This window comes from Pedobacter vanadiisoli (genome assembly GCF_042684385.1).
Taxonomy (GTDB): Bacteria; Bacteroidota; Bacteroidia; order Sphingobacteriales; family Sphingobacteriaceae; genus Pedobacter; species Pedobacter vanadiisoli.
Window position 1 is genome coordinate 1 of sequence record NZ_JBHULL010000036.1, and the last position, 21,974, is coordinate 21,974.

The 21,974-nt window shown below is 40.6% G+C and carries 14 protein-coding genes and 1 pseudogene; 8 read left to right on the top strand and 7 right to left on the bottom strand.

From position 1 onward, the window contains the following. From ACFSR6_RS18225 to ACFSR6_RS18240, 4 genes are all read right to left on the bottom strand, one after another. On the bottom strand, positions 1-3,382 hold a 3,382-nt coding region (locus ACFSR6_RS18225; protein WP_379081505.1), incomplete at its 3' end, for a DUF6443 domain-containing protein. Positions 3,383-3,394: 12 nt separating this feature from the next. After that, positions 3,395-3,835, bottom strand: coding sequence for a hypothetical protein (locus ACFSR6_RS18230; protein WP_379081507.1), 441 nt, complete (start codon positions 3,833-3,835; stop codon positions 3,395-3,397). Positions 3,836-3,841: 6 nt separating this feature from the next. Next, positions 3,842-7,222, bottom strand: a complete 3,381-nt coding sequence (locus ACFSR6_RS18235) for a hypothetical protein (protein WP_379081509.1) — start codon at positions 7,220-7,222, stop codon at positions 3,842-3,844. 1,020 nt (positions 7,223-8,242) lie between these two features. Then, the gene (locus ACFSR6_RS18240; RefSeq protein WP_379081511.1) at positions 8,243-8,431 is read right to left on the bottom strand and encodes a hypothetical protein; all 189 of its coding nucleotides are present in this window, start codon (positions 8,429-8,431) and stop codon (positions 8,243-8,245) included. A gap of 35 nt (positions 8,432-8,466) precedes the next feature. Between ACFSR6_RS18240 and ACFSR6_RS18245 the strand changes: the two are divergent. Beyond that, positions 8,467-9,255, top strand: a pseudogene (locus ACFSR6_RS18245) (helix-hairpin-helix domain-containing protein); the annotation flags it as partial. Positions 9,256-9,363: 108 nt separating this feature from the next. Continuing rightward, positions 9,364-9,918, top strand: coding sequence for an OB-fold nucleic acid binding domain-containing protein (locus ACFSR6_RS18250; RefSeq protein WP_379081562.1), 555 nt, complete (start codon positions 9,364-9,366; stop codon positions 9,916-9,918). A 544-nt stretch (positions 9,919-10,462) separates the two neighbouring features. On the opposite strand, the gene ACFSR6_RS18255 is transcribed toward ACFSR6_RS18250, so the two are convergent. The 3 genes from ACFSR6_RS18255 to argS form a co-directional block, all read right to left on the bottom strand. Then, positions 10,463-11,092, bottom strand: a complete 630-nt coding sequence (locus tag ACFSR6_RS18255; RefSeq protein WP_379081513.1) for a hypothetical protein — start codon at positions 11,090-11,092, stop codon at positions 10,463-10,465. Between the two features lie 285 nt (positions 11,093-11,377). Then, positions 11,378-11,743, bottom strand: coding sequence for a bleomycin resistance protein (locus ACFSR6_RS18260; protein WP_379081515.1), 366 nt, complete (start codon positions 11,741-11,743; stop codon positions 11,378-11,380). Between the two features lie 783 nt (positions 11,744-12,526). Beyond that, the gene (gene argS / locus ACFSR6_RS18265) at positions 12,527-14,293 is read right to left on the bottom strand and encodes an arginine--tRNA ligase (RefSeq protein ID WP_379081517.1); all 1,767 of its coding nucleotides are present in this window, start codon (positions 14,291-14,293) and stop codon (positions 12,527-12,529) included. A 418-nt stretch (positions 14,294-14,711) separates the two neighbouring features. On the opposite strand from argS, the gene ACFSR6_RS18270 reads away from it, so the two are divergent. The 6 genes from ACFSR6_RS18270 to ACFSR6_RS18295 all read left to right on the top strand — a co-directional run bounded on the left by ACFSR6_RS18270 (position 14,712) and on the right by ACFSR6_RS18295 (position 21,954). Beyond that, positions 14,712-16,157, top strand: coding sequence for an arginine deiminase family protein (locus ACFSR6_RS18270; RefSeq protein ID WP_379081520.1), 1,446 nt, complete (start codon positions 14,712-14,714; stop codon positions 16,155-16,157). A gap of 125 nt (positions 16,158-16,282) precedes the next feature. Beyond that, the gene (ctlX, locus tag ACFSR6_RS18275) at positions 16,283-17,188 is read left to right on the top strand and encodes a citrulline utilization hydrolase CtlX (protein ID WP_379081523.1); all 906 of its coding nucleotides are present in this window, start codon (positions 16,283-16,285) and stop codon (positions 17,186-17,188) included. A gap of 62 nt (positions 17,189-17,250) precedes the next feature. Continuing rightward, complete coding sequence (locus ACFSR6_RS18280; protein ID WP_379081525.1) at positions 17,251-17,829, top strand: PhnA domain-containing protein; 579 nt, start codon at positions 17,251-17,253, stop codon at positions 17,827-17,829. Positions 17,830-18,503: 674 nt separating this feature from the next. Then, positions 18,504-18,818 carry a hypothetical protein gene (locus ACFSR6_RS18285; protein WP_379081527.1) on the top strand — a complete coding sequence of 105 codons (315 nt, stop codon included), beginning with the start codon at positions 18,504-18,506 and terminating at the stop codon, positions 18,816-18,818. Positions 18,819-19,502: 684 nt separating this feature from the next. Next, a complete protein-coding gene (locus ACFSR6_RS18290; protein ID WP_379081529.1) occupies positions 19,503-20,891 on the top strand; it encodes an arginine decarboxylase in 1,389 nt (462 codons plus the stop codon). Positions 20,892-21,057: 166 nt separating this feature from the next. Beyond that, positions 21,058-21,954 (top strand): DUF72 domain-containing protein, encoded by an 897-nt coding sequence (locus ACFSR6_RS18295; protein ID WP_379081531.1) that lies wholly within the window; start codon positions 21,058-21,060, stop codon positions 21,952-21,954. The last annotated feature ends 20 nt before the right edge of the window (positions 21,955-21,974 follow it).

The following is a 21,974-nucleotide window of genomic DNA, read 5'->3' on the forward strand; positions in this document are numbered from 1 at the left end:
AATCAACACTCTGGTTACCACTCACCTGCACAGGCAAGTTCAGGTAGTTATAGCTGATATTGTTCCCGTTAGGGCCATCAATAATCAGGTTACCATTTTCGTTGTAGGTATAGTTTCCATTAGTGAAGCCATTGATGGTTTTAAGCTGGTTACCGGCATAATTACTATAGGTATTGGTACCGTAACCATCCCTGTAGAGGCTCTTGATATTGCCCATCACATCGTAACTTAGGCTTTCACCCAAACTGTTGCCAGCGGTTGAAACCGTTAAACGGTTCAGCCTGTCATAAGTGTAATTAAAAGTATTCGATGCTCCACCATTGGTATAAGTTTGGCTGGAGATATTGCCATTGTACTGCGGGCTGCTACCGCTATTATAACCGAGACTGAATGTGAACAACCCGCTGCTCTGGCTGGTGAGCCACCCACGCTCGTTATAGGTGTAAGCAGTGTGCTGCGAAAAATTTACATCATCCGTACTATGCTGCCCTTTATCTATCAATTGCCCGATCTCATTATATGTTAAATTCGAGAGCGTAACCGGTGTTCCGCCGTTGATGCTGGACTTGGTACTTTTCTTCCGTCCTACATGGTCATAAACATAATTTTCTGCAATTGTGGTCTCAACCCCATTTCCGACATGCACCCGGGTACTGTTTTTTAAGCTCCCGTCAAAATTCCACTCGTTGTTCACCATATCGCTGCCCCCAATATGGTTCTCATTCTTTGCTGTGATGATCCTGCCATCAGCATCATAATAATTTACACTCAACAGCATCGTCCCAGTTCCCAGTACCGTTGTACGCGTGCCGGTCAGCAGGGTCTTTACCTGGGCATTTCCCACCTGTGGCAACACTGGCAGGCCAAAGGTATTGTTATAAAAGTCATAATCATCATAATAACTGATACCATGGTAATAAGCTACATTTTTGGGAAAAGCATCGTTACTGTAACCTGTATAGGCACCGCTTTCATTATTGTTATTACGCACCTCCCATAATTTATAACTAGGATCATTCAGCAGGCCATCAACATAGTTTTGCATATCCGGCCGTGACCTCGAATCGTTATACAAACCTGTAATGATTACCCGCCCAAAGGCATCATATTTATTAAAAAGCCATTGGCCCGAACTACGCTGTATTTTATCCTGGGTTAGTACCACCTGGTCCCGGGTATTGTACACCATGTATTCCCATTCCTTGCCCGGAATCTTCTTCTCTGTTAACCGTTTGCGGCCATCATAATGATAACCATAGATAAAATCTTTGAATACATCATCAGATTCGCTAAAACTATCAATCTCACCGGGTAACCTGTCTGTATTCAGGTTTACCGCCGGAGGCAGCACATAGCGAAGGTTGCCCAGATTATCATAAACATAATAGGTAGAAAGGCTTTTGGTTGCCGTTTCCCAAACCCGTTTCAAGACCACTTTTCCTTCCAGGTCTTTGTATTCATCAGTAGTGCCAATATTCCCGGAACCCGGCACCCAGTTCTCATCTTTTATCGTGGATTTATAAAGTTTCCCAGCATCATAATAGCTATTTACAGAACTTGCACCCGAGCCATTTACCGCCCATCTCCTTATGTCCCCGGCCACATTGGTCCCATATTCATTCACCACCGTATGGCCCGTACCCGGCTGCCAGTCAGCACCTGGTGCGCCCTGTTGTTCCACCCGATTCAACGGTGAAGGTTCAAAAACAGTTACACCATAAGGTACCGGCGTTTTTACCACATTCGCATCCCAACCCGTTGTGCTGCCGTTCGTTGCTGTATAGTAGTTCGACTGTTGGGTCAAAGCATCCGCTTTGTAAGCCCCGTTTGTTTCACTCTTCGCACCATAAGGCAGGTATTTTACCGCCTCCCTTCCGTAAGCATCATAGGCGATGGGCTGCACAATATCCTTTCCCGTGGGGCTCGCCTGTACCAGCACATTTTGCATCGCCCTGCCCAACCCGTCAAAGTAACTAACCGTCCGGTTGGCCTGCGCAATGGAAAGACTCCCTACCTGGGCAAGCGTTGTTGCACCCGGCGCCCGTACCGTGGTCTCCATTACATAGTTCTGACTGTTACTCGGCTGAATACTGGTAGCACTGCCACCGGTTACCGTAATATTGAGCGCAAAGGCCGAACTGGCATAAGCGCTGTTGTAAGCGGTGATATAGTAATCAGCAGCCGCTGTTGCCGTGGTCGGTACTCCGCTGATATTCCCGTTCGAATTGTTAAAGTTCAGGCCTGCTGGCAGCATCGGGGCCACCACAAAAGCAGCCGTAGCTATTTTGCGCAAATCTTGATTACCGGTCTCTGCTACATAAAGTGTACCCTGGCTGTCGATACTCAATCCATAAGGTGAATTCAACCTTACGCCTGAGCCTGTACCGTTTACCGAACCTGCAGAAGTAGTACCCGCAAAAGCCGAAACATAACCTGAAGCATCGATCTTGCGGATCGTATGGTTCTGCTGGTCGGCTACGTAGATATTACCCGATGCATCTACTGCCAGGTTGTTGGGGTACTGGAAGGTGGCAGAAGTGCCATAACCATTGGCCGAGCCCATCGATCCGTTACCCGCAACCGTGCTCACCGTCCCTCCACTGATTTTGCGGATCATATGGTTGAGACGATCGGCCACATATATATTGCCCGAAGCATCCACTGCTATCCCCATCGGGTTTCGGAAAGTAGCCGATAAAGCGCTGCCATTGGAAGACCCAGCACTGCCTGTACCTGCAAAGGTGCTTACCACACCCGCAGGGCTGATCACACGGATCCTATGGTTCGAATAGTCAGCCACATAAAGGTTACCAGAAGCATCAAAGGCTAATCCTATCGGGCTGTAAAAACTTGCGCTAGCCCCTGTCCCGTTTGCAAAGCCAGGTGATCCGCTCCCCGCAAAGGTCGTTACTACACCTGCCGGGGTAATTTTGCGTATCTTATGGTTCTGCTGGTCGGATACGAATACGTTACCTGCGGCATCAACTGCCAGTGCCGAAGGGTGCTGAAAGCTGGCAGAGGCACCCGTACCATCCATGGAGCCTGGAGAGTAAGACCCCGCAAGTGTTGTAACTACACCCAGTGCCGTCACTTTTTTAATCTGGTTATTGTCCGAATCGGCGATGTACACATTTCCTGCCGCATCCACAGCTGTGTTCAATGGATTATAAAGTCCACTACTGACAAAAGTAGTGGTTGTCTGTCCACTGGCTGATGCCGTCCCCCCGCTAACTGTCGGGGAAAGCGTAGTGATAGTGCTGCCCGTACTATAGCTTTGGCTCGAAGGCGAATAGCTCACTGAAAGCTGCGCATGGCCTTGCAAGCCCGCACAGAGGGCAAAGAGCCCTGTAAATATGCTGGTAATCTTTATTCCTGTTTTCATCTGGAGAGGGCATTAATTCTTCATTTTTACTTTAGTGCTGTCTACGGCCGGTTTTTTACCGTTTTTTCCTGGAAGTTTAGATTCGATTTCTTTCCGGTGTGCTGCAACTCTGGCTCCATTCCGGGCCCCGATCGCGGCAGACATCTTTTCCCGCTGCTGGGGACTCAGAAGTATATTAAGTGCAGCGCTCTGCTCCTGGGCAAGGGCCTTTAACCTGGCACTGCGCTGCTGTGGGCGCAGGCTGGTATCCTGCAGCACAGCGATTACCTGCACACGGTATTTCTCCTGCCGTTCCACCAATCTGGCAGATTTATCTTTATCAAGGCCCAGTTCTCTACCTACCGCTTCTACTTTCTCTTTTTTGCTATTGCCGGCTTCCTGGCCAAATGTTTCTGATATCCCGGTTATGGCCAGTAACAGGGCCACTAAAGGAAAATATAAATATCTGTTCATGATTTTCTAATAAGTTGGTGATGGGATATAAACATTTAAGCCGTTGTCTTCAACCTGATAGGTGTAGCTCTCTGAGTTGATCACCTGTCCGTAATAAGGGTCGTAATAAGAGTACCACGAATCGGTTACATAACGACCCAAAAGTACCCGCGTGGTATTTGCAGGAACATTATAGGTATTGGTCCAGCTCGAAACCGAAGAACTGTTGTTGTAAGAGTAAGTACCCGTAGTACTTACATTAACATCAAAGCCCTGTAGACGGGAAACCGGTTGGGTACAGCCAGCATCACTGTAAAGGGCTAGATAGATATCGGCCTCTGTCGTACTTCCGTCTATCGGGGCACCCCAGCTCGGGTTTAGTACCTCAATCCGAGCGTAAATCTGCACCGGACCGGAAGGGCTTGTCCCTCCTCCAGCGTTACAGTCGGTAACCTGCCCTGCATAGTTGTAACAGTAGGTTTTAATGATATTATAGTTCTGGTCCCTAATCAGTTTCAACCGCTGAAGAGCATCATACTCATAATATGTAGTCATACCTTTCGCATCCGTCTGGCTGGTCATACCAGTGAGTGGTTTATAAGTGTATGTGGTAACCATAACACTAGGAAGATTAGTCCTGATGTTATTTAACTCATTCCTTAGCTGTTGATCGCTTGAAGGATTATCAAGAACCGACTGGTTTATTAATGCACTAACGGTATTGTAATCTGCACCCAACACTTTAGCAACTGGATATTGGGTGTTGTATCCCCATAAATAACAGTTTTTTACCCCCCTCGGTTCTTGTTCTTCAAGCAAATTTCCCTTAAGATCATATTTATTAAACAGTCGACTCGTATCAATTGGATTATTACTTACTTTAATGTTAAGAGACTTTGGCAAGAAAATATTATTCTGAAAAATATCATAATTCGTTCTCTCAAGAGAAACCTGTGTATCATCGATATTTACGATTTTTTCGATCACAGGGGCAACAATATTTTTCGAAATCATTTGAGAATAGATTTGGTACGGATCATTTCCCAGATTTATCATATCCGCAGGATAGTTATATTTTATCTCCGTCAGAAGATTATCAGAGCTCAAATATGATTGAGAAGAAATCATATTTTTCGAATTATAACTATAATTGACGGTATTTACAATTTGTTGACTGTTTGCAAATGTTGTTTCTATACTTCTTTTTAGATACGGCGTAAAATAATAATTTAAAAAACTAGCGCTTGGAGAATTATTAGGAGTAGCAAGCCCTTGACTTGGCCCAAATCCTGAAGCTGGTAAAGAAATGTTGTAATCCTCATTGTAAAAATTTTCTTTTTGATATTTGATTAGGGGATTTATGTCAGATGTAAAATATTCTTCTTTAATCACTTTTCCTCTCATTAACTCTCTGCTTGTGTAAGGCGTTGAGGGAGTTGACGAAACAATTGGAACCCCTGCAATATCCATGTAACCATTGTCAAGATTGGAATAAGTATATACTCTGTAACCGTTATTTGCTTTCTCTACAACACGCGTATAGGTAACATCACGACCAAGAGTTTGGCTGGGAACATTGACCATTGAGCTTTGATAAGAATTAAAACCTCCGATATCTGTGAACGTATATTTTGGTATAACACTTAAAACACCACTTGATTCTCCCTCACTAAACCCAGAACCCACATAAAAATATTCTGTTTCATTATTTGGACCATACAAAGGATTGGCGACGATTTTTTTAACACGAATTCCACCACCGAAACCATTATAGTTTTCAATTGTAAAAGGATAATGCTTAGCAACTTTCGAGAATGAATTTGATTCGTAAAAAAAAGAAATCAATCCGCTGTGTGGTGTTTGGACAGAGGTCAACACCTCCGCCTGTAAGACATTCAAGTCAGCTTCTTTTGAATTAAAATATTGTTGCTCTAAATAGACTGGCGCCCTGCTTTTTGTGCTATTAAAACCCCAATGATCCGTATTGGAACCATAGTTTTGCAATAACATAGGGTTGTAGGCAAAAGAAAATTTCTCACCTGAGAGCCCATTTGACTTAAATAAAACTGTTTGTAGTTTAAGCCTCTCGCTGGGGCTCTCAATGTAGCTAAAATCAATCTTTTTTAAACTTTCATTTGTCCCTTTTTTTATAACCTCTATGCCGTCTAATTTATAGTATCCATCATTATTATAATCTGGGTCATAGTGTTGGATATATTTTTGATAATATCCGTTTGAAACAGATTTAGTGAACGTTATAAGTTCATTATCTGTTTCAATACTGGTTAAGTAACTATACTTAGTGTTACTTCCGGAATGTATCTCATCTACACTTCCCTGTGTATACATATTTCTGATATAACTAGTACTACCGGTGCCCCTCATCCCGTGCTGAACATAATTGAATTTTATCGTTGCCCCATTTGGACTCTGAATTTTTTTTATCCGCCAAGTGATCGGGAATGATTCTAGATCTTCTCTTCCTGTCGGCAATAATGTTGCAGCTTGACCATTAAAATCACTCATGTAGGTACCATAGCTCATTAAGAAGCCTGAATAATCGACTACGCTCCAAGCACGTTCAATATTACTTTCATCCCCCCCGAAAATATAAACAATGCCATTTTGATCAATAATCTGAAATTCCTTAATTGTGACAAACAAACCAGGAAGAGTACCGAAAGTCGAGTTAACTTTTATCGACATGCCCGAATCGCCTTTTATTTTCCAGGTACCATCTTGTCCCATAAAAAAGCTTCCTGAAATTCCATTGATATTAAAAAAGAACTCATCAGGGTTTAAATCTTTGGGAAGATTTCTTACCGTTCCCGGTGGATTTGAAGTAGCAAAGAAATACCCAGGCTTATATAATCCATAAGTATCAGTAGTTGTATAATACTCCCAATCACTGTTAGCGTAATCGGGTTTATAAGGAACTGATGTACCAGGCCCTACTAGCTGTCCACCACAACTTTCGTCAGGAATATTATTAATTTTGCGTCTGATTAAGCCTCCGGCATTAAGCTCCCAGGATAATCCAACTAGCCCTGGTTCCTCATCTACTAAAACTCCACCAGAAGAGTAATTTAATGAAATTGGGATGTTAATTTCCTTTTCTTTTATTTCATACAACGGGATTGAAATATTATTTACTCCTGTAAAGGGATTTACCTGATTAAAGGTGGGTTTTAATGCAGAAAAGCTTGAAGTTGGAATCCTGTTAGTGTCTTCGAGTATACCATTTTGCGCATAAATGTTATTATTTCTCGTTAATTGCAGCGATAATAGAAGAAGAAAAGCAAAAAAAGTTTTCTGAAATTGCTGAAAAAAACAAATTGAGCACTTGATAATGTTTGAAAGCAGCAGACTACAAATAAAGATTCGCGACAATTTATAACTATTATTCATATATTAATTTATGATCTGATTAAAAATAATTTTGCTTAAATAAAAAGAAGAAAAATACAAGACAGGCTGATTTGTCGAAAACGGCAATAATAGTCGACAATACGAATACCTACGAAAGGTAGAATAAAACAAATTCATGTTAGTTAGATTTAGATGAGACAGAATGGTGGTCAATTGATAAAATCGCTCAAAACAAATTAATCCGTCTTTTTTAGGACAAACTAACGCGACTATACTTTATTGATCGATTGTTCCAAGCAATTAATAAAAAGATTTATGAAATGTTATTCCTGTTTAGAAATTTTCGACAGAAAGTAATACCTGAATAGGCGGGAATGGTAGTGAAAGCTTCGAAAGACATATCTGTATTTGTTTATTATTTTAGATGTTACGAACATACAATTAAAAAAAACAAAAGCAAAAAAATAAACGAACCTATCCGTTTTTATGAACAAACTTGATAGTTGGATCTTATAGAGAAAAAATCAACATATTATCTTCGTATTCTTTAAAGGGTTCTTCCTGTTTTTCATAATGGTAATTTCCCCTTTGATAGGCCATAAATCGATGATTCTTCTTTGTTCAATATTTAATAGTTAATGTATATCACAATTGCCGGCCGTGAGATAATATAAATACTTCTAAGATTATCTAAAAAAATACCACAATCTCTCTAATGTCGTCGCAAACATTGTTTAGAAAAACGACTCACACTAATAGTCGGAAAAGCATGCCATTTAAACTCTTTAACTGGCTAAAAGAAATCCGTAAATAAAAAAGTATAAATAAGAAAACCAGCATGAAAAAGTAATTCTTACAACCATTTGCTTGTTCTATCTTAATATTTGTGTGCACAGACAAAAAATATCTGTTGATGATCTGAAGATAAAAAACAATTATCGGCTTTTTAAATTGGTATAAAGTTAATGAGAACAAACTCGAAAAATCACCAATCATAACAGCATTTAACACCAAAATAAATATGCTCCCCAAACCCAGGTTAAGGGAGCATATTCACATTCAAATAAAGCACCATTTCCTCATTAACCAGTAAACCAAGCTAAGCACAACAACCAGCCCTATGGTTAACAGCCCCAAACGCGGCTTTCTGCTTTTTCCCACCTGTTTTGCCTTCGTTTTTAATGCTGTGCTTTCCGTTCCGGTGGTTTGGTGTTGGAGCTGACGGCCAGCTTGCTGTTGCTGCTGCATAACCCGTTTTTTACCCGCTTTTCCGCTTACGGCCAAAATGTTTTTACGACCTGATAATAGAGGTGGCTATAGTGAGGCCGGGGCCCATACAGGGCGATATGGTACACCCCTACTTACGCAGGCGAAACGGCGAAGAGCCGGTGGTGTGCCCTTCGCCCGAACTCGAAACCATATTAGGCCGTACACTCGGTGTGCCGCTGTTTCAGGAACAGGCCATGAAAATTGCCATCGTTGCTGCTGGCTTTAGCCCTGCCGAAGCAGATGGGTTAAGGCGAAGCATGGCCACCTTTAAGTTTAAAGGCCTGGTAAACCAGTACGAAAAGAAACTTATTGATGGCATGCTGGCCAAAGGTTATTCTTTGGAGTTTGCCCAAAGGATTTTTAAGCAGCTGGAAGGATTTGGCAGCTATGGTTTTCCGGAAAGCCACGCCGCAAGTTTTGCCCTGCTGGTATATGTATCGTGCTGGTTAAAACATTATTACCCGGATGCCTTTGCAGCTGCCTTGTTAAACAGTATGCCCATGGGATTTTACCAGCCTGCACAAATTGTAATTGATGCCCAGAAACACGGTGTTGAAGTAAGGGAAGTGGATGTAAATTTTTCATCGTGGAACAACCTTTTAGAAGAAAAAGCAGGCCGGTATTTTGCCATAAGACTGGGTTTTAGGCAGGTTAAAGGTATACGCGAAGAGGAAATGGAGCTTTTGGTATCGTGCAGGGCCGGTGGTTACCGCAGCATTACCAGCCTCAGGGATGCAGGGATTTCGCTTGCTACGCTTGAAAAACTGGCCGATGCCGATGCATTCCGCTCAATGGGCTTTGACCGCAGAAAAGCGTTATGGGAAGTTTCAGCCCTGCAGGATGTGCCCGTAGCCTTGTTTAAAGGCCAGCCATCAGAAACCGTGCTTGAAACACAGGTAGCATTACCATTTATGGGAAAAGGAGAACATGTGGTGCAGGATTATGCCACCACCGGGTTATCGTTAAAGGCCCATCCGGTAAGCTTTGTAAGGGACCAACTGGAGCTGCTTCATATTCGCAGTTGCCATACCATTAACCATAACGCTACCGATGGGCAGCTGGTAAAGGTTGCCGGTTTGGTGCTGGTAAGGCAGCGGCCGGGCACTGCCGGTGGCGTGTGTTTCATTACGATCGAAGATGAAACCGGTTATACCAACCTGGTGGTATTTGAAAAGCTTTTTGAAACCTATAGAAAAGAGATTCTGCATTCGAGGTTGTTAATGGTGGAAGGGCGTTTACAACGCGAAGGCCAGGTGGTGCATGTAATTGTGAGCAAATGTTTTGATTTTACCAAGATGCTGGGTAAACTATTACAGCGCGAGGTGGATGATTTGCCGGTATTCACTTCATCGCGCAGTGACGAAAAAACAGCGCCTTACCCCGCGCAAAATAAACGAACCCAGGTTCGGGAAGAGGTAAACCAGGAAACCGAAGCCGCTTTTCATGGCGGCAGGAATTTTAGGTAGCCGCTAAAAGCAGTATTAATGAATGGTAATCCATCACTGACTATGAGTGAGGACGATGGGGATTTAACTACTTATTAGTTTAGTAATTTGTATATTATTTTATAACTGAATATTATTAATAACAATGCAATAACGAAATCAAAGCATATAATGAACTGATTTTCAAAATCGCCGCCTGCATTAATCGCCTCATGAACAGCAAATGGGATGATGTTAAACATACTATGTTTTCCTAAAGTAAAGTACAAAAATAATCCAGCAATAATTACCGACAGGGAAAAAGCTATTATCCTGTTTTTCATCACCTTTAGATCATATTTTTTTCCTGTTAGTTTGGTTTTGGACATTCTTTTGGGTATTAATAGTGTTAAATAATCATTGCGTAGTGGCACTTCAAGACCATCGCAATTAACTTCATCTGTAGTCTACTTACGCTCAAACCTAAGGCTCAAGGCTACGGACAGCTGGTTTTTTCAACTTTCTCATTAATTAACTATGAATATTAAGTGAAATTTTATGTTTAGGCCTGGAATTAGTACATAAATTAATCCACAGCTAGTAAATCTGTTAGACTAACTTCTACTTTCTCTATATAATGAGGATTGTGAGTGATTTTATAAAGATTTTTTCCCATATCCAGAGCATAGAAATTTCCATCTTCTATATCTGTTAAATGAAAATATTCTTTATCCTCTAAAACAACAACATAAACATCGCCCGGGTTAATTAACTTTAATTCCTTTGAACTCAATACCTTTTTTAATCTATTGAAGTCAACATTCTCCCGAAATATCAATTTCACATTAGTAGTATCAATTTTCTCAATATCAATTTTGACCTTCTTTTTCTCCGTCAATGAATATCCATTGATAAGCCCGTGAGAGAAATAAATTGTATACTGTAAATATTCGGCAGAGATGGTATCAAATACAGTTATTCCCTCTAATCTAAAATTTTTACCATCTGAATGATACAACTTCTTGTAGATCTCAGAATGATAAGACAATCCTACATAACCGGGTATATCGCTCAAGCCAATTAAAACGCCTCTAAATAACCCTTTATTAATATGACTTATATACAAACGGAATTCTGTTGGTAACCTTTTTAAAACATTTTTTAAAAGTTCAAGCTCCCAAGGTTGAATTTTAGTTCTTCTAAATAATCCAAACATATCGTAATAATAACATTAAAAAAGGATAGCTTATTTATTTAACCCAACACTTTTTTAAATTGGGCATATCGATGATTCGGTAAGTTCAACTTTTTTAAGTAATGAGATAATTTCTTTAACATTCTTCTCCCTTACCGCCTTATCAAATTTATCAGCTTATCTAGCTGCATAAAGCCGCTCATTTACGGTTAGTCCGATGTATTTTTTATCGTTCATCTATTACTCCGATGCTACGTGTATTCTTCTACCATATTATCCTACCTGCAAATAAAAAAAATGCTGATGCTAAACTTCGGCTTTAAGCGCTGGCCTGTCATCCGCAATATAAATAATGTTGCCATTATTATCTACCACGGCGAACTGGCGTAAACCCCAGGGCATTAGCTTAAGTAGGCCATTAGGGTGAACAATGCCTAAAGTCTGATAATGCGCATAGAGCTGTTCTATATCAGTTACATACAAATAACAGCCCATATTACGGCATTCGGCAGGATCAGAACAGGGAAATAAATGGATATGAATATCCTCCCGCTCGAAGATGAGGTAACCGTTGTTTTCTGTAGTGAAATGAAAGCCCAGTTTTTCTGTATAGAAAGCTATCGTTTCTGCACGGTTGAGTGAGGCTAATATCGGTGTTGAACGTTTGAACATGTTACAATATTAGGCAAATTCGGATTGCCATAAAACGGGAAAATTTATGATATTGTAAACAAAATAAACAGCTAACCATTATTTCTGCCCAGCCTAAGGCTTAACACTACGCACAGATGGGACTCCAACCTGCCGCATCATAATTTAACTCTTAAGACTCTAATGTTGAAATACGCTTTTTATTCTTTAAATATAAGATTAAGTTCGCACCGCTGAGCAAAAACACAGCCACTGTGGATAGTTCAAGTAACTCACATTTTTCGAACGTTTTTTCCCATTCCACTACCTGGGGTTCCCACTTGCGGTAATATTCTTCCGTGGTGATGGAGTGGCTTTTTAATTTGGCAAACAATTGTAACCGGTATGCATCAATTTCCCTATTCTTTTTATAATAATGATAATAACATCCACCTAGCGATATAACTAGTGCAACGAGGAGTAATTGTATTCTATGATGGATTAATTTTATCATTTGAGACTGTTGAGCTTTGCAAAGCTAAGTCATTTAGTTAACTGGCGCAACCAACAATCATCCAGTGCTGCATTGCCGATTTAATGGCTCCACATAGCCTTAGCTTAAATATCAGATGCGAGTATTTTCCTGAATATCTAAATTAGATGAAGGGAATTATCATTTAATTTAGATATTCATTGCCTTTTACTGTTGTACTTTGCCCGGAATATCAACTCAGTTGCCATCTGCCACGGTACAGGTTATTTCCAATCCTACATTTTCCATTTTTCATCTTCCATTTTACATCTTCCATTTCACATTCTCCATCCCTACATCCTCTCCGGAGAAGTAATACCCAAAATTAACATACCGGCATGTATAATATCGGCCGTTTTTTTGCTCAGGTTTAATCGGAATTGTTTTTCCTCTCCTTCTTCCATTTTAAGAATCTGGGGAACCTCGTGGTAAAATTTATTGAACAGTTTGGCCAGTTCATATAAATAGTTGGCCAAACTGGCCGGGCTGTAAGCTTTGGCAGCAATGGCAATTTCTGCAGGGTATTTGGCCAGTTGCAAAATCATTTCGAGTTCTACAGGTAAAACCTGGGCAGGTTGGCTCGCCTTTAACTGGTAGTTTGCTTTTGCCAGCAACGATTTGATCCTGGCGTGGGTATACTGAATAAACGGACCGGTATTGCCTTGAAAATCGATACTCTCTGCAGGATTGAATAATAAACGTTTTTTAGGTTCTACTTTTAACAGGAAATATTTTAACGCACCCAAACCGATGTTCTTGTAAAGCTCGTCTTTATCTTCTTGTGCAAAATCGTTCGTTTTACCCAATTCTTCAGTTTTCTCGCGGGCAGTGGTTACCATGCTTTCAATCAGCTCATCGGCATCAACCACCGTACCTTCGCGGCTTTTCATTTTGCCGTTGGGCAGATCGACCATGCCGTACGATAAATGGTATAAACCTTTTGCCCAGCTTTTGCCCAGTTTCTCTAAAATGAGGAACAATACCTTAAAATGGTAATCCTGCTCATTGCCCACCACGTAAATCGACTCATCCATACCGAAATCGTCGTGTTTCATTTCTGCAGTCCCCAGATCCTGTGTAATGTAAACCGAAGTACCATCGGCACGTAAAACCAGTTTTTGATCTAAACCATCGGCGGTTAAATCAATCCATACCGAGCCATCTTCCTTTTTAAAGAAAACACCTTTGGCTAAACCCTCCTCAACCGTGTCTTTTCCCAACAAATAGGTGTTGCTTTCGTAATAAAACTTATCAAAATCGACACCGAGGTTTTTATAGGTAATATTAAAACCGGCATAAACCCACTCGTTCATGGTTTTCCATAGCGAAACCACTTCCTCATCACCCTGCTCCCATTTTAAAAGCATGTGTTGCGCTTCCTTAATTAAAGGGGCATTTTTTTTGGCTTCTTCTTCGCTTTGTCCTTCAGCCTTTAACGCATCGATTTCCTTTTTGTACTCTTTATCGAAAATAACGTAATATTTCCCCACTAAATGATCGCCTTTTAAACCGGTACTTTCGGGAGTTTCGCCATTGCCCCATTTTTGCCAGGCCAGCATCGATTTACAGATGTGGATACCACGATCGTTAACCAGGTTTACCTTTACCACATCGTAACCATAGGCTTTAAGCAGTTCGGAAACCGAATAGCCCAACAGGTTATTACGCACATGCCCCAGGTGAAGCGGTTTATTGGTATTGGGCGAAGAATATTCTACCATTACCTTTTTACCGTTTGATGGATACAGCCCAAAACCTGGAGCCAAAATTTGGTTGTTAAATTGATTAAGAAAATAACTTTCGGCAATGCTAAGGTTTAAAAAACCCTTTACCACGTTAAATTTGGTAATATCGGCTACGTGTGCCACCAAATATTCGCCAATCTCGGTAGCCGTTTGTTCCGGCGATTTTTTCGAAATTTTGGTAACCGGGAAAACAACAATGGTTGCCTGTCCTTCGAATTCTTTACGGGTTTCTTGTATGTTGATTACACCTTCGGCTATTTCTTCGTTATAAAGTTCAAAAATGGCTTTCTGTGTTTCGGCAATAATAAAATTCATGCGCCAAAAATAGCGATTAAAGACTAAAGCTGAAAGACCAAAGCAGAAAGAACAATAAATAGCATAAAAGCCCGACCCGTAAAACATAGTTTTGCTTATTAGTGCTTGTTTCTTGATTCTCGGCTTAATTCTTAAAGTTTTTAAAAGGCTTGGAAAGGTGCTGTAGTGCTTATCGGAACCGGTAGTCCTTCTTTCCGCTATAGTCCCGATTGAAGGAATCGGGAGCTGCCGCTACAATAAGGTTTAGAGAGCTTGGTTCTGTGCAATAAAAAAGTTGGGAGACAGGATGTCTATAACATAAACTTATTATTCTTCAAGCTTTCAGACTATCCACTTTCAACTATATCTTCGGACTTTCGCCCCCCCCCACTTTCGGACTCTCAAAAATTCTAATAGATTTGTAACAACTAATTTATTTATGAGCGAGCAGAACCCAAATTTTAAAGTGAGCGTAAACACCGAAATAGGCAGGTTGCGTAAATTGTTGATACATAGTCCGGATAGTGGATTAGGCAAAGTAGTACCCTCTAAGGCGCAGGATTGGCTTTTCGAAGATATTGTGCATTTAGATACCATCCGTAAGGGCGAATACGATTATTATATTAAACTGCTGCTGTATTTTCTAGACCCTGAAAAGATTAAAGGAAAACTTGCTGAAATAGATTCAGCAGCATCAAACCGTAATTTTTACAAACCCAACCACCCCGGTTTTCACAACTCTAAATCGGTTATAGAGATTCAGAACCTGTTAAGCGAAATGCTGGAGAACGAATCCATCCGCAAAAAACTGGTGGCGGCCGTTTGTGCCATTGAAGGCTGTACCTATAAAGTACAATTGGAATTAACCAATACCGACCCCAAACAGCTGGCCGAGATTTTCATCTCCGGTACACTGGCCAACGATACGATGATTTTTGCGCCCATACCCAATTTAATCTTCACCAGGGATGTAGGTACCACGATCAACAACCACATCCTGTTAAATAAACCGGCAAAAAAAGCCCGTGTGCGTGAAACGCTTTTAATGCGTTATATTTTCTTTAACCACCCCTTATTCGAAGCCTACCGCAACAACATTCTAGAAATACCGGATGTAACGATGCACTTTTTACGCCCCGGCGACGAGCCTGCCTTTAGCACCACTTTAGAGGGTGGCGATGTGATGATGGTAAGCCCTAACCACGTATTAATCGGGTGCAGCGAACGGACGTCAGAACACGGTGCCAACGAAGCCATTAAACTCTTGTTTGAGCAGAATGTGGTAGAAAAAGTAACAGTGGTAAAAATACCGAGTAAACGAGATTATATGCACCTCGATACTGTTTTTACACAGGTTAAACGCAATACCTGGGTAATTTTAAATTCGATTGCACACACGCCAAAATACAACCCTTACGAGCCGATTAACTTTTTAAAAGAACCCGAAAAACTCGAAGCCACCACGGCCATTCAGTTTACGAAAGCCAATCCGCAGGAACCAAAACATTTCGAACATGTAGAAGCCCTTTTGAATGATATTAGCCAAAATGATTTAAAAAGCACCGAACCCACTAAAATTATTTACAGCGGGAATAACCAGTTCCCTTACGATTCGAGAGAACAATGGACCGACTCGTGCAACCTCTTAGCCATTAAAGAAGGTGTAGTTTTAGGTTACGACAGAAATGATAAAACTGTTGAAGCTTTTAAAGCAGCCGGATTTGATGTAGTAGATGTAAAAGACCTGATCCAGGATTTAGAAAGTGGCAAAGTAAATACCGAAACCCTAACCGATACGTTAATTTTGATGCCTTCGGCAGAATTATCGCGTGCGCGTGGTGGTTTCCACTGTATGAGCTTGCCGATATTTAGAGACAACATTTAAGGTTTAAGGCGTAAGGTATAGGGTTTAAGGTTTATTTCGCCTATATACAAACGCCTGATTTAATGAAAATTCTAGGCGGTATGCAACCTTAAACCTTACGCCTTTTACCTTTAACCACTATGCAGATGACCAATCATATTTTAATGATCCGCCCTGTTGATTTCAAATTTAACGAGCAAACGGCCGGAAATAACAAGTTCCAGGTTGCTTCTACCGAAAGCAATGTACAGGTACAGGCGTTGAAAGAGTTTGATGCTTTTGTTGACCTTTTGCGCAAAAATGATATCGATGTTACTGTAGTAGACGATACCCTGCAGCCGGAAACTCCCGATTCGATTTTCCCGAATAACTGGGTTTCCTTTCATGAAGATGGATCGGTTTACCTCTACCCCATGTTTTCGGAAAACCGAAGGTTAGAACGTCGGAAAGAAATATTGGACGGATTAAAAGACAGCTTTGAAGTAAACCACATTAGCGATTTAAGCTTCTACGAACATCAGCATGCTTTTTTAGAAGGAACAGGCAGCATGGTTTTAGACCGCACCAATAAAATTGCCTATGCCTGCCTGAGTGTGCGTACCGATGAAGAAGTGCTTGACAATTTTTGCATGCTTACCGGATACGAACCGGTGGCTTTCCAGGCGGTTGATGCCACAAATTTTCCGATTTACCATACCAACGTGATGATGTGCATTGGCGATCGTTTTGCGGTAATCTGCCTGGATTCGATTCGCGATCCTGAAGAGAAACTAAATGTTACCATCAGTTTAAAAAGCACCGGAAAAGAAATCATCGAAATCAGCCTGGAGCAGATGAACAAATTTGCAGGCAATATGCTGCAGGTAAGCAATGCTGAAGGCGAAAGTTTACTGGTAATGTCAGAGCAGGCTTATTTATCCTTAAATCCTGAACAGGTGGCTGCACTTGAACAATATAGCCGGATTATCTATGCACCACTTTACACCATCGAAAAAAATGGTGGTGGTAGCGCCAGGTGTATGCTGGCAGAGATTCATTTACCAGAAAAGTAACCTGAAACCAAAACAGGTTATTCCCAAAAGTTTTATTACTTTCGCCGAAAATTTAAAAATCCATGTCTTTACTACAAGTATTACAAACCCGCTCAGGAAATAAATGCGAATTATGCACCGCTGAAACCAGCTTATCAGTATACGAAGTTCCACCAACCAGCAATGCCAATAGCGATAACAGCATTTTAGTTTGTAAGACCTGTTTAGACCAGATTGAAAAAAATGAGCAGCTTGATGCCGGCCATTGGAAAATTTTAACAGAAACCATGTGGTCGGAATTTGCGCCCGTTCAGGTAGTGGCCTGGCGCATGTTAAGCCGCCTGAGAAATGAAGGTTGGGCAGCGGATAGTCTTGACATTTTATACCTTGACGATGAAATTTTGGAATGGGCTAAAAAAACCGGTGACCATGAACAGGAAGGTACTGTAGAGTTTCACCAGGACAGTAATGGTGCCCGTTTATTTGAAGGCGATACCGTAGTTTTGATTAAAACACTCGATGTTAAAGGTTCAACACTGAGTGCCAAATTGGGTACCGTGGTTAAAAACATCCGTTTAGTGCACGATAATACCGAACAGATTGAGGGTAAAGTAGAAGGCCAAACCATTGTGATCTTAACCAAATATTTAAGGAAAGGTTAATTTACCTTTCATATCTCATTAGTGCTGGCGCGCGTTTCTAACGCGTGCATAAATAACCTAACGACTGTATCGTGATAAACCATATTCTACGCCTTTGTCTGTATCTATGAACCCTTCTTATTTTTGCCACGGAGACACTGAACAAACGGAAAAACCTTTGCATAAAGGTACTCGCTATTAAAACCTCAAATAGTAGCACCGGCCTGATTTAAATAAACCTGATCAGAATGAAAATCATTCAAAGCTGATCCTTCCATTGACATTAGGTATATCACCGATATAGAATTGTCATCATGAGCCTGTCGAAGGACTTGATACGATTTTGTTTAAGGCGTTTCGACAAGCTCAACGTGACAAACTTTAAGAGAATGATACTGCCTCATTTTTATTTTTGCCACAGAAACACTGAACAAACGGAAAAACCTTCGCATAAAGGCAACTGCTATTAAACCCCTAATAGCTACACCGGCCTAATTTAAACAAACCTGATGGGAACGGGCACGAGTGCAACGAGTAAAGTGGAGAGCAGGGCTAACCCTACCCTATAGAAACAGAAACCTGCTTTCCAAATGATTAAACAGATCCATTGCTTGTGCCCCCTTCGTGCTCCAAGAAACATTTTTATTTTTCCACGGATGCGCGGAGCACACGGAAAAACCTAAATTTACACTTGAATGAAATCTCATTTAACAGAAAAGGAATTGAAACTTGCTCACTTTATGAGTGAAATTTCAGAACGTTGTTATGCTGCTGGATGGATGCAAAACTTGGAATATGTTTTATGGCACGCCGCAATAAATGGAGAAAGAAAATATGGGCAATCATACATCACTGAAGATGATATCGCAACATTAATTAAACTTTCAGCAGATGCAAATGCATGGATTGTATTTGACAATAAAAAAGAGGAAACTGCTTTAAGCTTAAAAGAATGGATGAAAAAGTTTAAAATTGACCTTAAAAAAAAGAAAGCTGTTATTAAAGGCTAATAAAACTTAGCCCACTCTGATTCATGTCTCACGAACCAATTTACTTTGCCACGGATACACGGAACACACAGAAAGATCTTCGCACAAAAGCAACTGCTATTAAACCCCTAATAGCTGCACCGGCCTAATTTAAATAAACCTGATCGGAATGAAAATCATTCAAAGCTGATCCTCCCATTGACATTAGGTATATCACAGATATAGAATTGTCATCCTGAGCCTGTCGAAGGACTTGATACGATTTTGTTTAAGGCGTTTCGACAAGCTCAACGTGACAAACTTTAAGAGAATGATACTGCCTCATTTTTATTTTTGCCACAGAAACACTGAACACACAAAAAACCTTCGCATAAAAGCAACCGCTATTAAATCCCTAATAGCTGCACTGGCCTAATTTAAATAAACCTGATCGGAACGGGCACGAGTGCAACGAGTAAAGTGGAGAGCAGGGCTAACTCTACCCCATAGAAACAGGAACCTGCTTTCCAAATCTTAAAACATAAACACATTATTACCACCTGTTTTTCAGATCATTAACAAAACAGAACTATTCTCTTTCTATTGAAAACAATTTGCCGGCATTTTTTGCAGTCAGGCCAAGCGTTTCCTCACAGTAAAAATATTTTTATTAAAGATTAATTCTCAATTTAAAATTACATTTTTGCAGAAATTATTTAAAAGTAAATGCAGAGTTACTCAGAATTTCTTGATCTAAGCGTTGGTTTCCCTCAGGAGGGTTTCGATGTGATAGAAGATGAATTATATTTTCAGGATTTAAACCTGATGGAAATGATTGAAACTTACGGTACTCCCTTACGTTTCACGTATTTACCAATGGTAAGTAAGAAAATTCAGCAGGCGAAGATTCTTTTCCAGACCGCTATTTTAAAGAACAATTACCGTGGCGATTATAAATATTGTTACTGCACAAAAAGCTCGCATTTTAAGCACATTGTAGAAGAAGCTTTAAAAAACAATATCCACCTGGAAACTTCTTCGGCTTTTGATATGCCAATGGTTGATGCCCTGGAGAAAAAAGGGGTATTGACAAAAGAAACCACCATTATCTGCAACGGTTTTAAAACCTACCAGTACAAGCAGTATATTATCGATATGCTGCACGATGGTTACACCAACATTATTCCGGTTTTAGATAACAAAGAGGAATTTAACCTTTTTGATGATGAAGTGGATATTGATACGCCTTGCAACCTGGGTATCCGTATTGCGGCAGAAGAGCAGCCAGACTCGCAGTTTTACACTTCGCGTTTGGGTGTGCGTATGGAAGATATTATCGATTTTTACAACAATAAAATCGTGCACAACCCAAATTTCAGGGTTAAGTTATTGCATTTTTTCATTAATTCGGGTATTACCGATTCGCCATATTACTGGAACGAGTTAGAGAAGTATGTAACCCTTTATTGCAAGTTCAAAAAAATTAATCCTGATTTGGATACGCTCGATATTGGTGGTGGTATGCCATTTAAAGATTCGCTGGTATTCGATTTCGATTACGAATATATGGTAAACGAAATTGTGAAAAGGATTAAAGAAATCTGCGCAATCCACGATGTAATGGAGCCTGATATTATTACCGAATTTGGTAAATATACCGTAGCTGAAGCATCGGGTATCCTTTATAAAGTATTGGGCCGTAAACAACAGAACGACCGCGAGCGCTGGTTGATGCTGGATGGTTCTTTCATTACCAATTTACCTGATGTTTGGGCGCTGAACCAAAAATACATCCTGCTGCCTATTAATAACTGGGATGCTGAATATGAACGGGTTAACTTAGGTGGCATTACTTGCGACGGACAGGATTACTATAACCAGGAAGCACACATGAACAGTGTATTTATGCCTAAAACCCGTAAAGTGCAGTACCTCGGTTTCTTCCATACCGGGGCTTACCAGGAGGTATTGAGCGGCTATGGCGGTATACATCATTGTTTGTTGCCTAGCCCTAAACATGTTCTGATACGCAGAAACCGCGACGAAAGTTTCAATTTTGAGGTTTTTGGTGAAGAACAGAACAGTAAGCAGGTACTGAAGATCCTGGGTTACTAATTCAGTTTTTCAGTTGGGGTTTACAGTTTGGAGATAGCTAAACATAAACTTTCCACAATAGGCTAAAGCAAGGAACAAGTTTCTTATTTTTACGATGTATAAATACCTTAGTTGAATAAGCTAAGGTATTTTTTTGCCTTAAACCTAATATCTAAACCATAAAAAAATGCAATTCGGTAAAGTAGACGACCCATCGATAATAGATTATACCCTCCCGGCTGATGCCCCTGAAACGGCAACGATTTTAGCTGCCAATAAATCTAAACAGCATTTTAAAGCCTTTGTGGGCTGTGCAAAATGGAATAAAACCGATTTAAAAGGTTTTTACCCAAAAGGCACAAAAGACGAATTAACTTATTACGCCACCCAGTTTAATTCGATTGAATTGAATGCCACATTTTATGGCATGCCTACCCGCGAGCAGGTGATTACCTGGACGCAAAAAACCCCGGCAGACTTTAAATTCTTCCCTAAACTGACCAATACCATCAGTCATTTTAAAAGGCTCATTAACGTTAAAGAACCGGTTGAACAATACTGCGACGCCATTAGTAATTTTGAAGATAAACTGGGCATGGCTTTTCTACAGCTTCACGATAATTTTAAACCCAAAGATTTTGAAAGGCTAAAAATCGTTGTCGGCGAATTTCCAAAGGTAATTCCCCTTGGCATTGAGGTGAGGAATACAGAATGGTTTACCAACCCGGCCATTGCAAACGAATTTGCCAAACTTTTCGAAGATAATGGCATTACCAACATCATTGTTGATACAGCGGGCAGAAGAGACATGTTGCACATGCGTTTAACTACCCCTACGGCTTTTATACGTTTTGTAGGTGCCAATGATGATGAAATCGATAAAAAACGTTTGGATGACTGGATTGAAAGAATTGTGGCCTGGAAAGAACAGGGTTTACAAAACCTTTACTTTTTTGTACACCAGAATGTAGAACTATCTTCTCCTTTATTTTCGGCTTATTTTACCGATAAACTGAATAAAGCAGTCGGAACCGATTTAAAAATACCGGTAATGGCCAACCAGGCTTCGCCAAGTCTGTTTTAATTTATAACCCATCAGGTTTA

Bases quoted from the DNA above. Each gene is read 5' to 3' on its own strand.
- ACFSR6_RS18230 (WP_379081507.1), bottom strand. From the start codon at position 3,835: ATGAACAGATATTTATATTTTCCTTTAGTGGCCCTGTTACTGGCCATA.
- ACFSR6_RS18235 (WP_379081509.1), bottom strand. From the start codon at position 7,222: ATGAATAATAGTTATAAATTGTCGCGAATCTTTATTTGTAGTCTGCTG.
- ACFSR6_RS18240 (WP_379081511.1), bottom strand. From the start codon at position 8,431: ATGCAGCAGCAACAGCAAGCTGGCCGTCAGCTCCAACACCAAACCACC.
- ACFSR6_RS18250 (WP_379081562.1), top strand. From the start codon at position 9,364: ATGGGAAAAGGAGAACATGTGGTGCAGGATTATGCCACCACCGGGTTA.
- ACFSR6_RS18255 (WP_379081513.1), bottom strand. From the start codon at position 11,092: ATGTTTGGATTATTTAGAAGAACTAAAATTCAACCTTGGGAGCTTGAA.
- ACFSR6_RS18260 (WP_379081515.1), bottom strand. From the start codon at position 11,743: ATGTTCAAACGTTCAACACCGATATTAGCCTCACTCAACCGTGCAGAA.
- argS (WP_379081517.1), bottom strand. From the start codon at position 14,293: ATGAATTTTATTATTGCCGAAACACAGAAAGCCATTTTTGAACTTTAT.
- ACFSR6_RS18270 (WP_379081520.1), top strand. From the start codon at position 14,712: ATGAGCGAGCAGAACCCAAATTTTAAAGTGAGCGTAAACACCGAAATA.
- ctlX (WP_379081523.1), top strand. From the start codon at position 16,283: ATGACCAATCATATTTTAATGATCCGCCCTGTTGATTTCAAATTTAAC.
- ACFSR6_RS18280 (WP_379081525.1), top strand. From the start codon at position 17,251: ATGTCTTTACTACAAGTATTACAAACCCGCTCAGGAAATAAATGCGAA.
- ACFSR6_RS18285 (WP_379081527.1), top strand. From the start codon at position 18,504: ATGAAATCTCATTTAACAGAAAAGGAATTGAAACTTGCTCACTTTATG.
- ACFSR6_RS18290 (WP_379081529.1), top strand. From the start codon at position 19,503: ATGCAGAGTTACTCAGAATTTCTTGATCTAAGCGTTGGTTTCCCTCAG.
- ACFSR6_RS18295 (WP_379081531.1), top strand. From the start codon at position 21,058: ATGCAATTCGGTAAAGTAGACGACCCATCGATAATAGATTATACCCTC.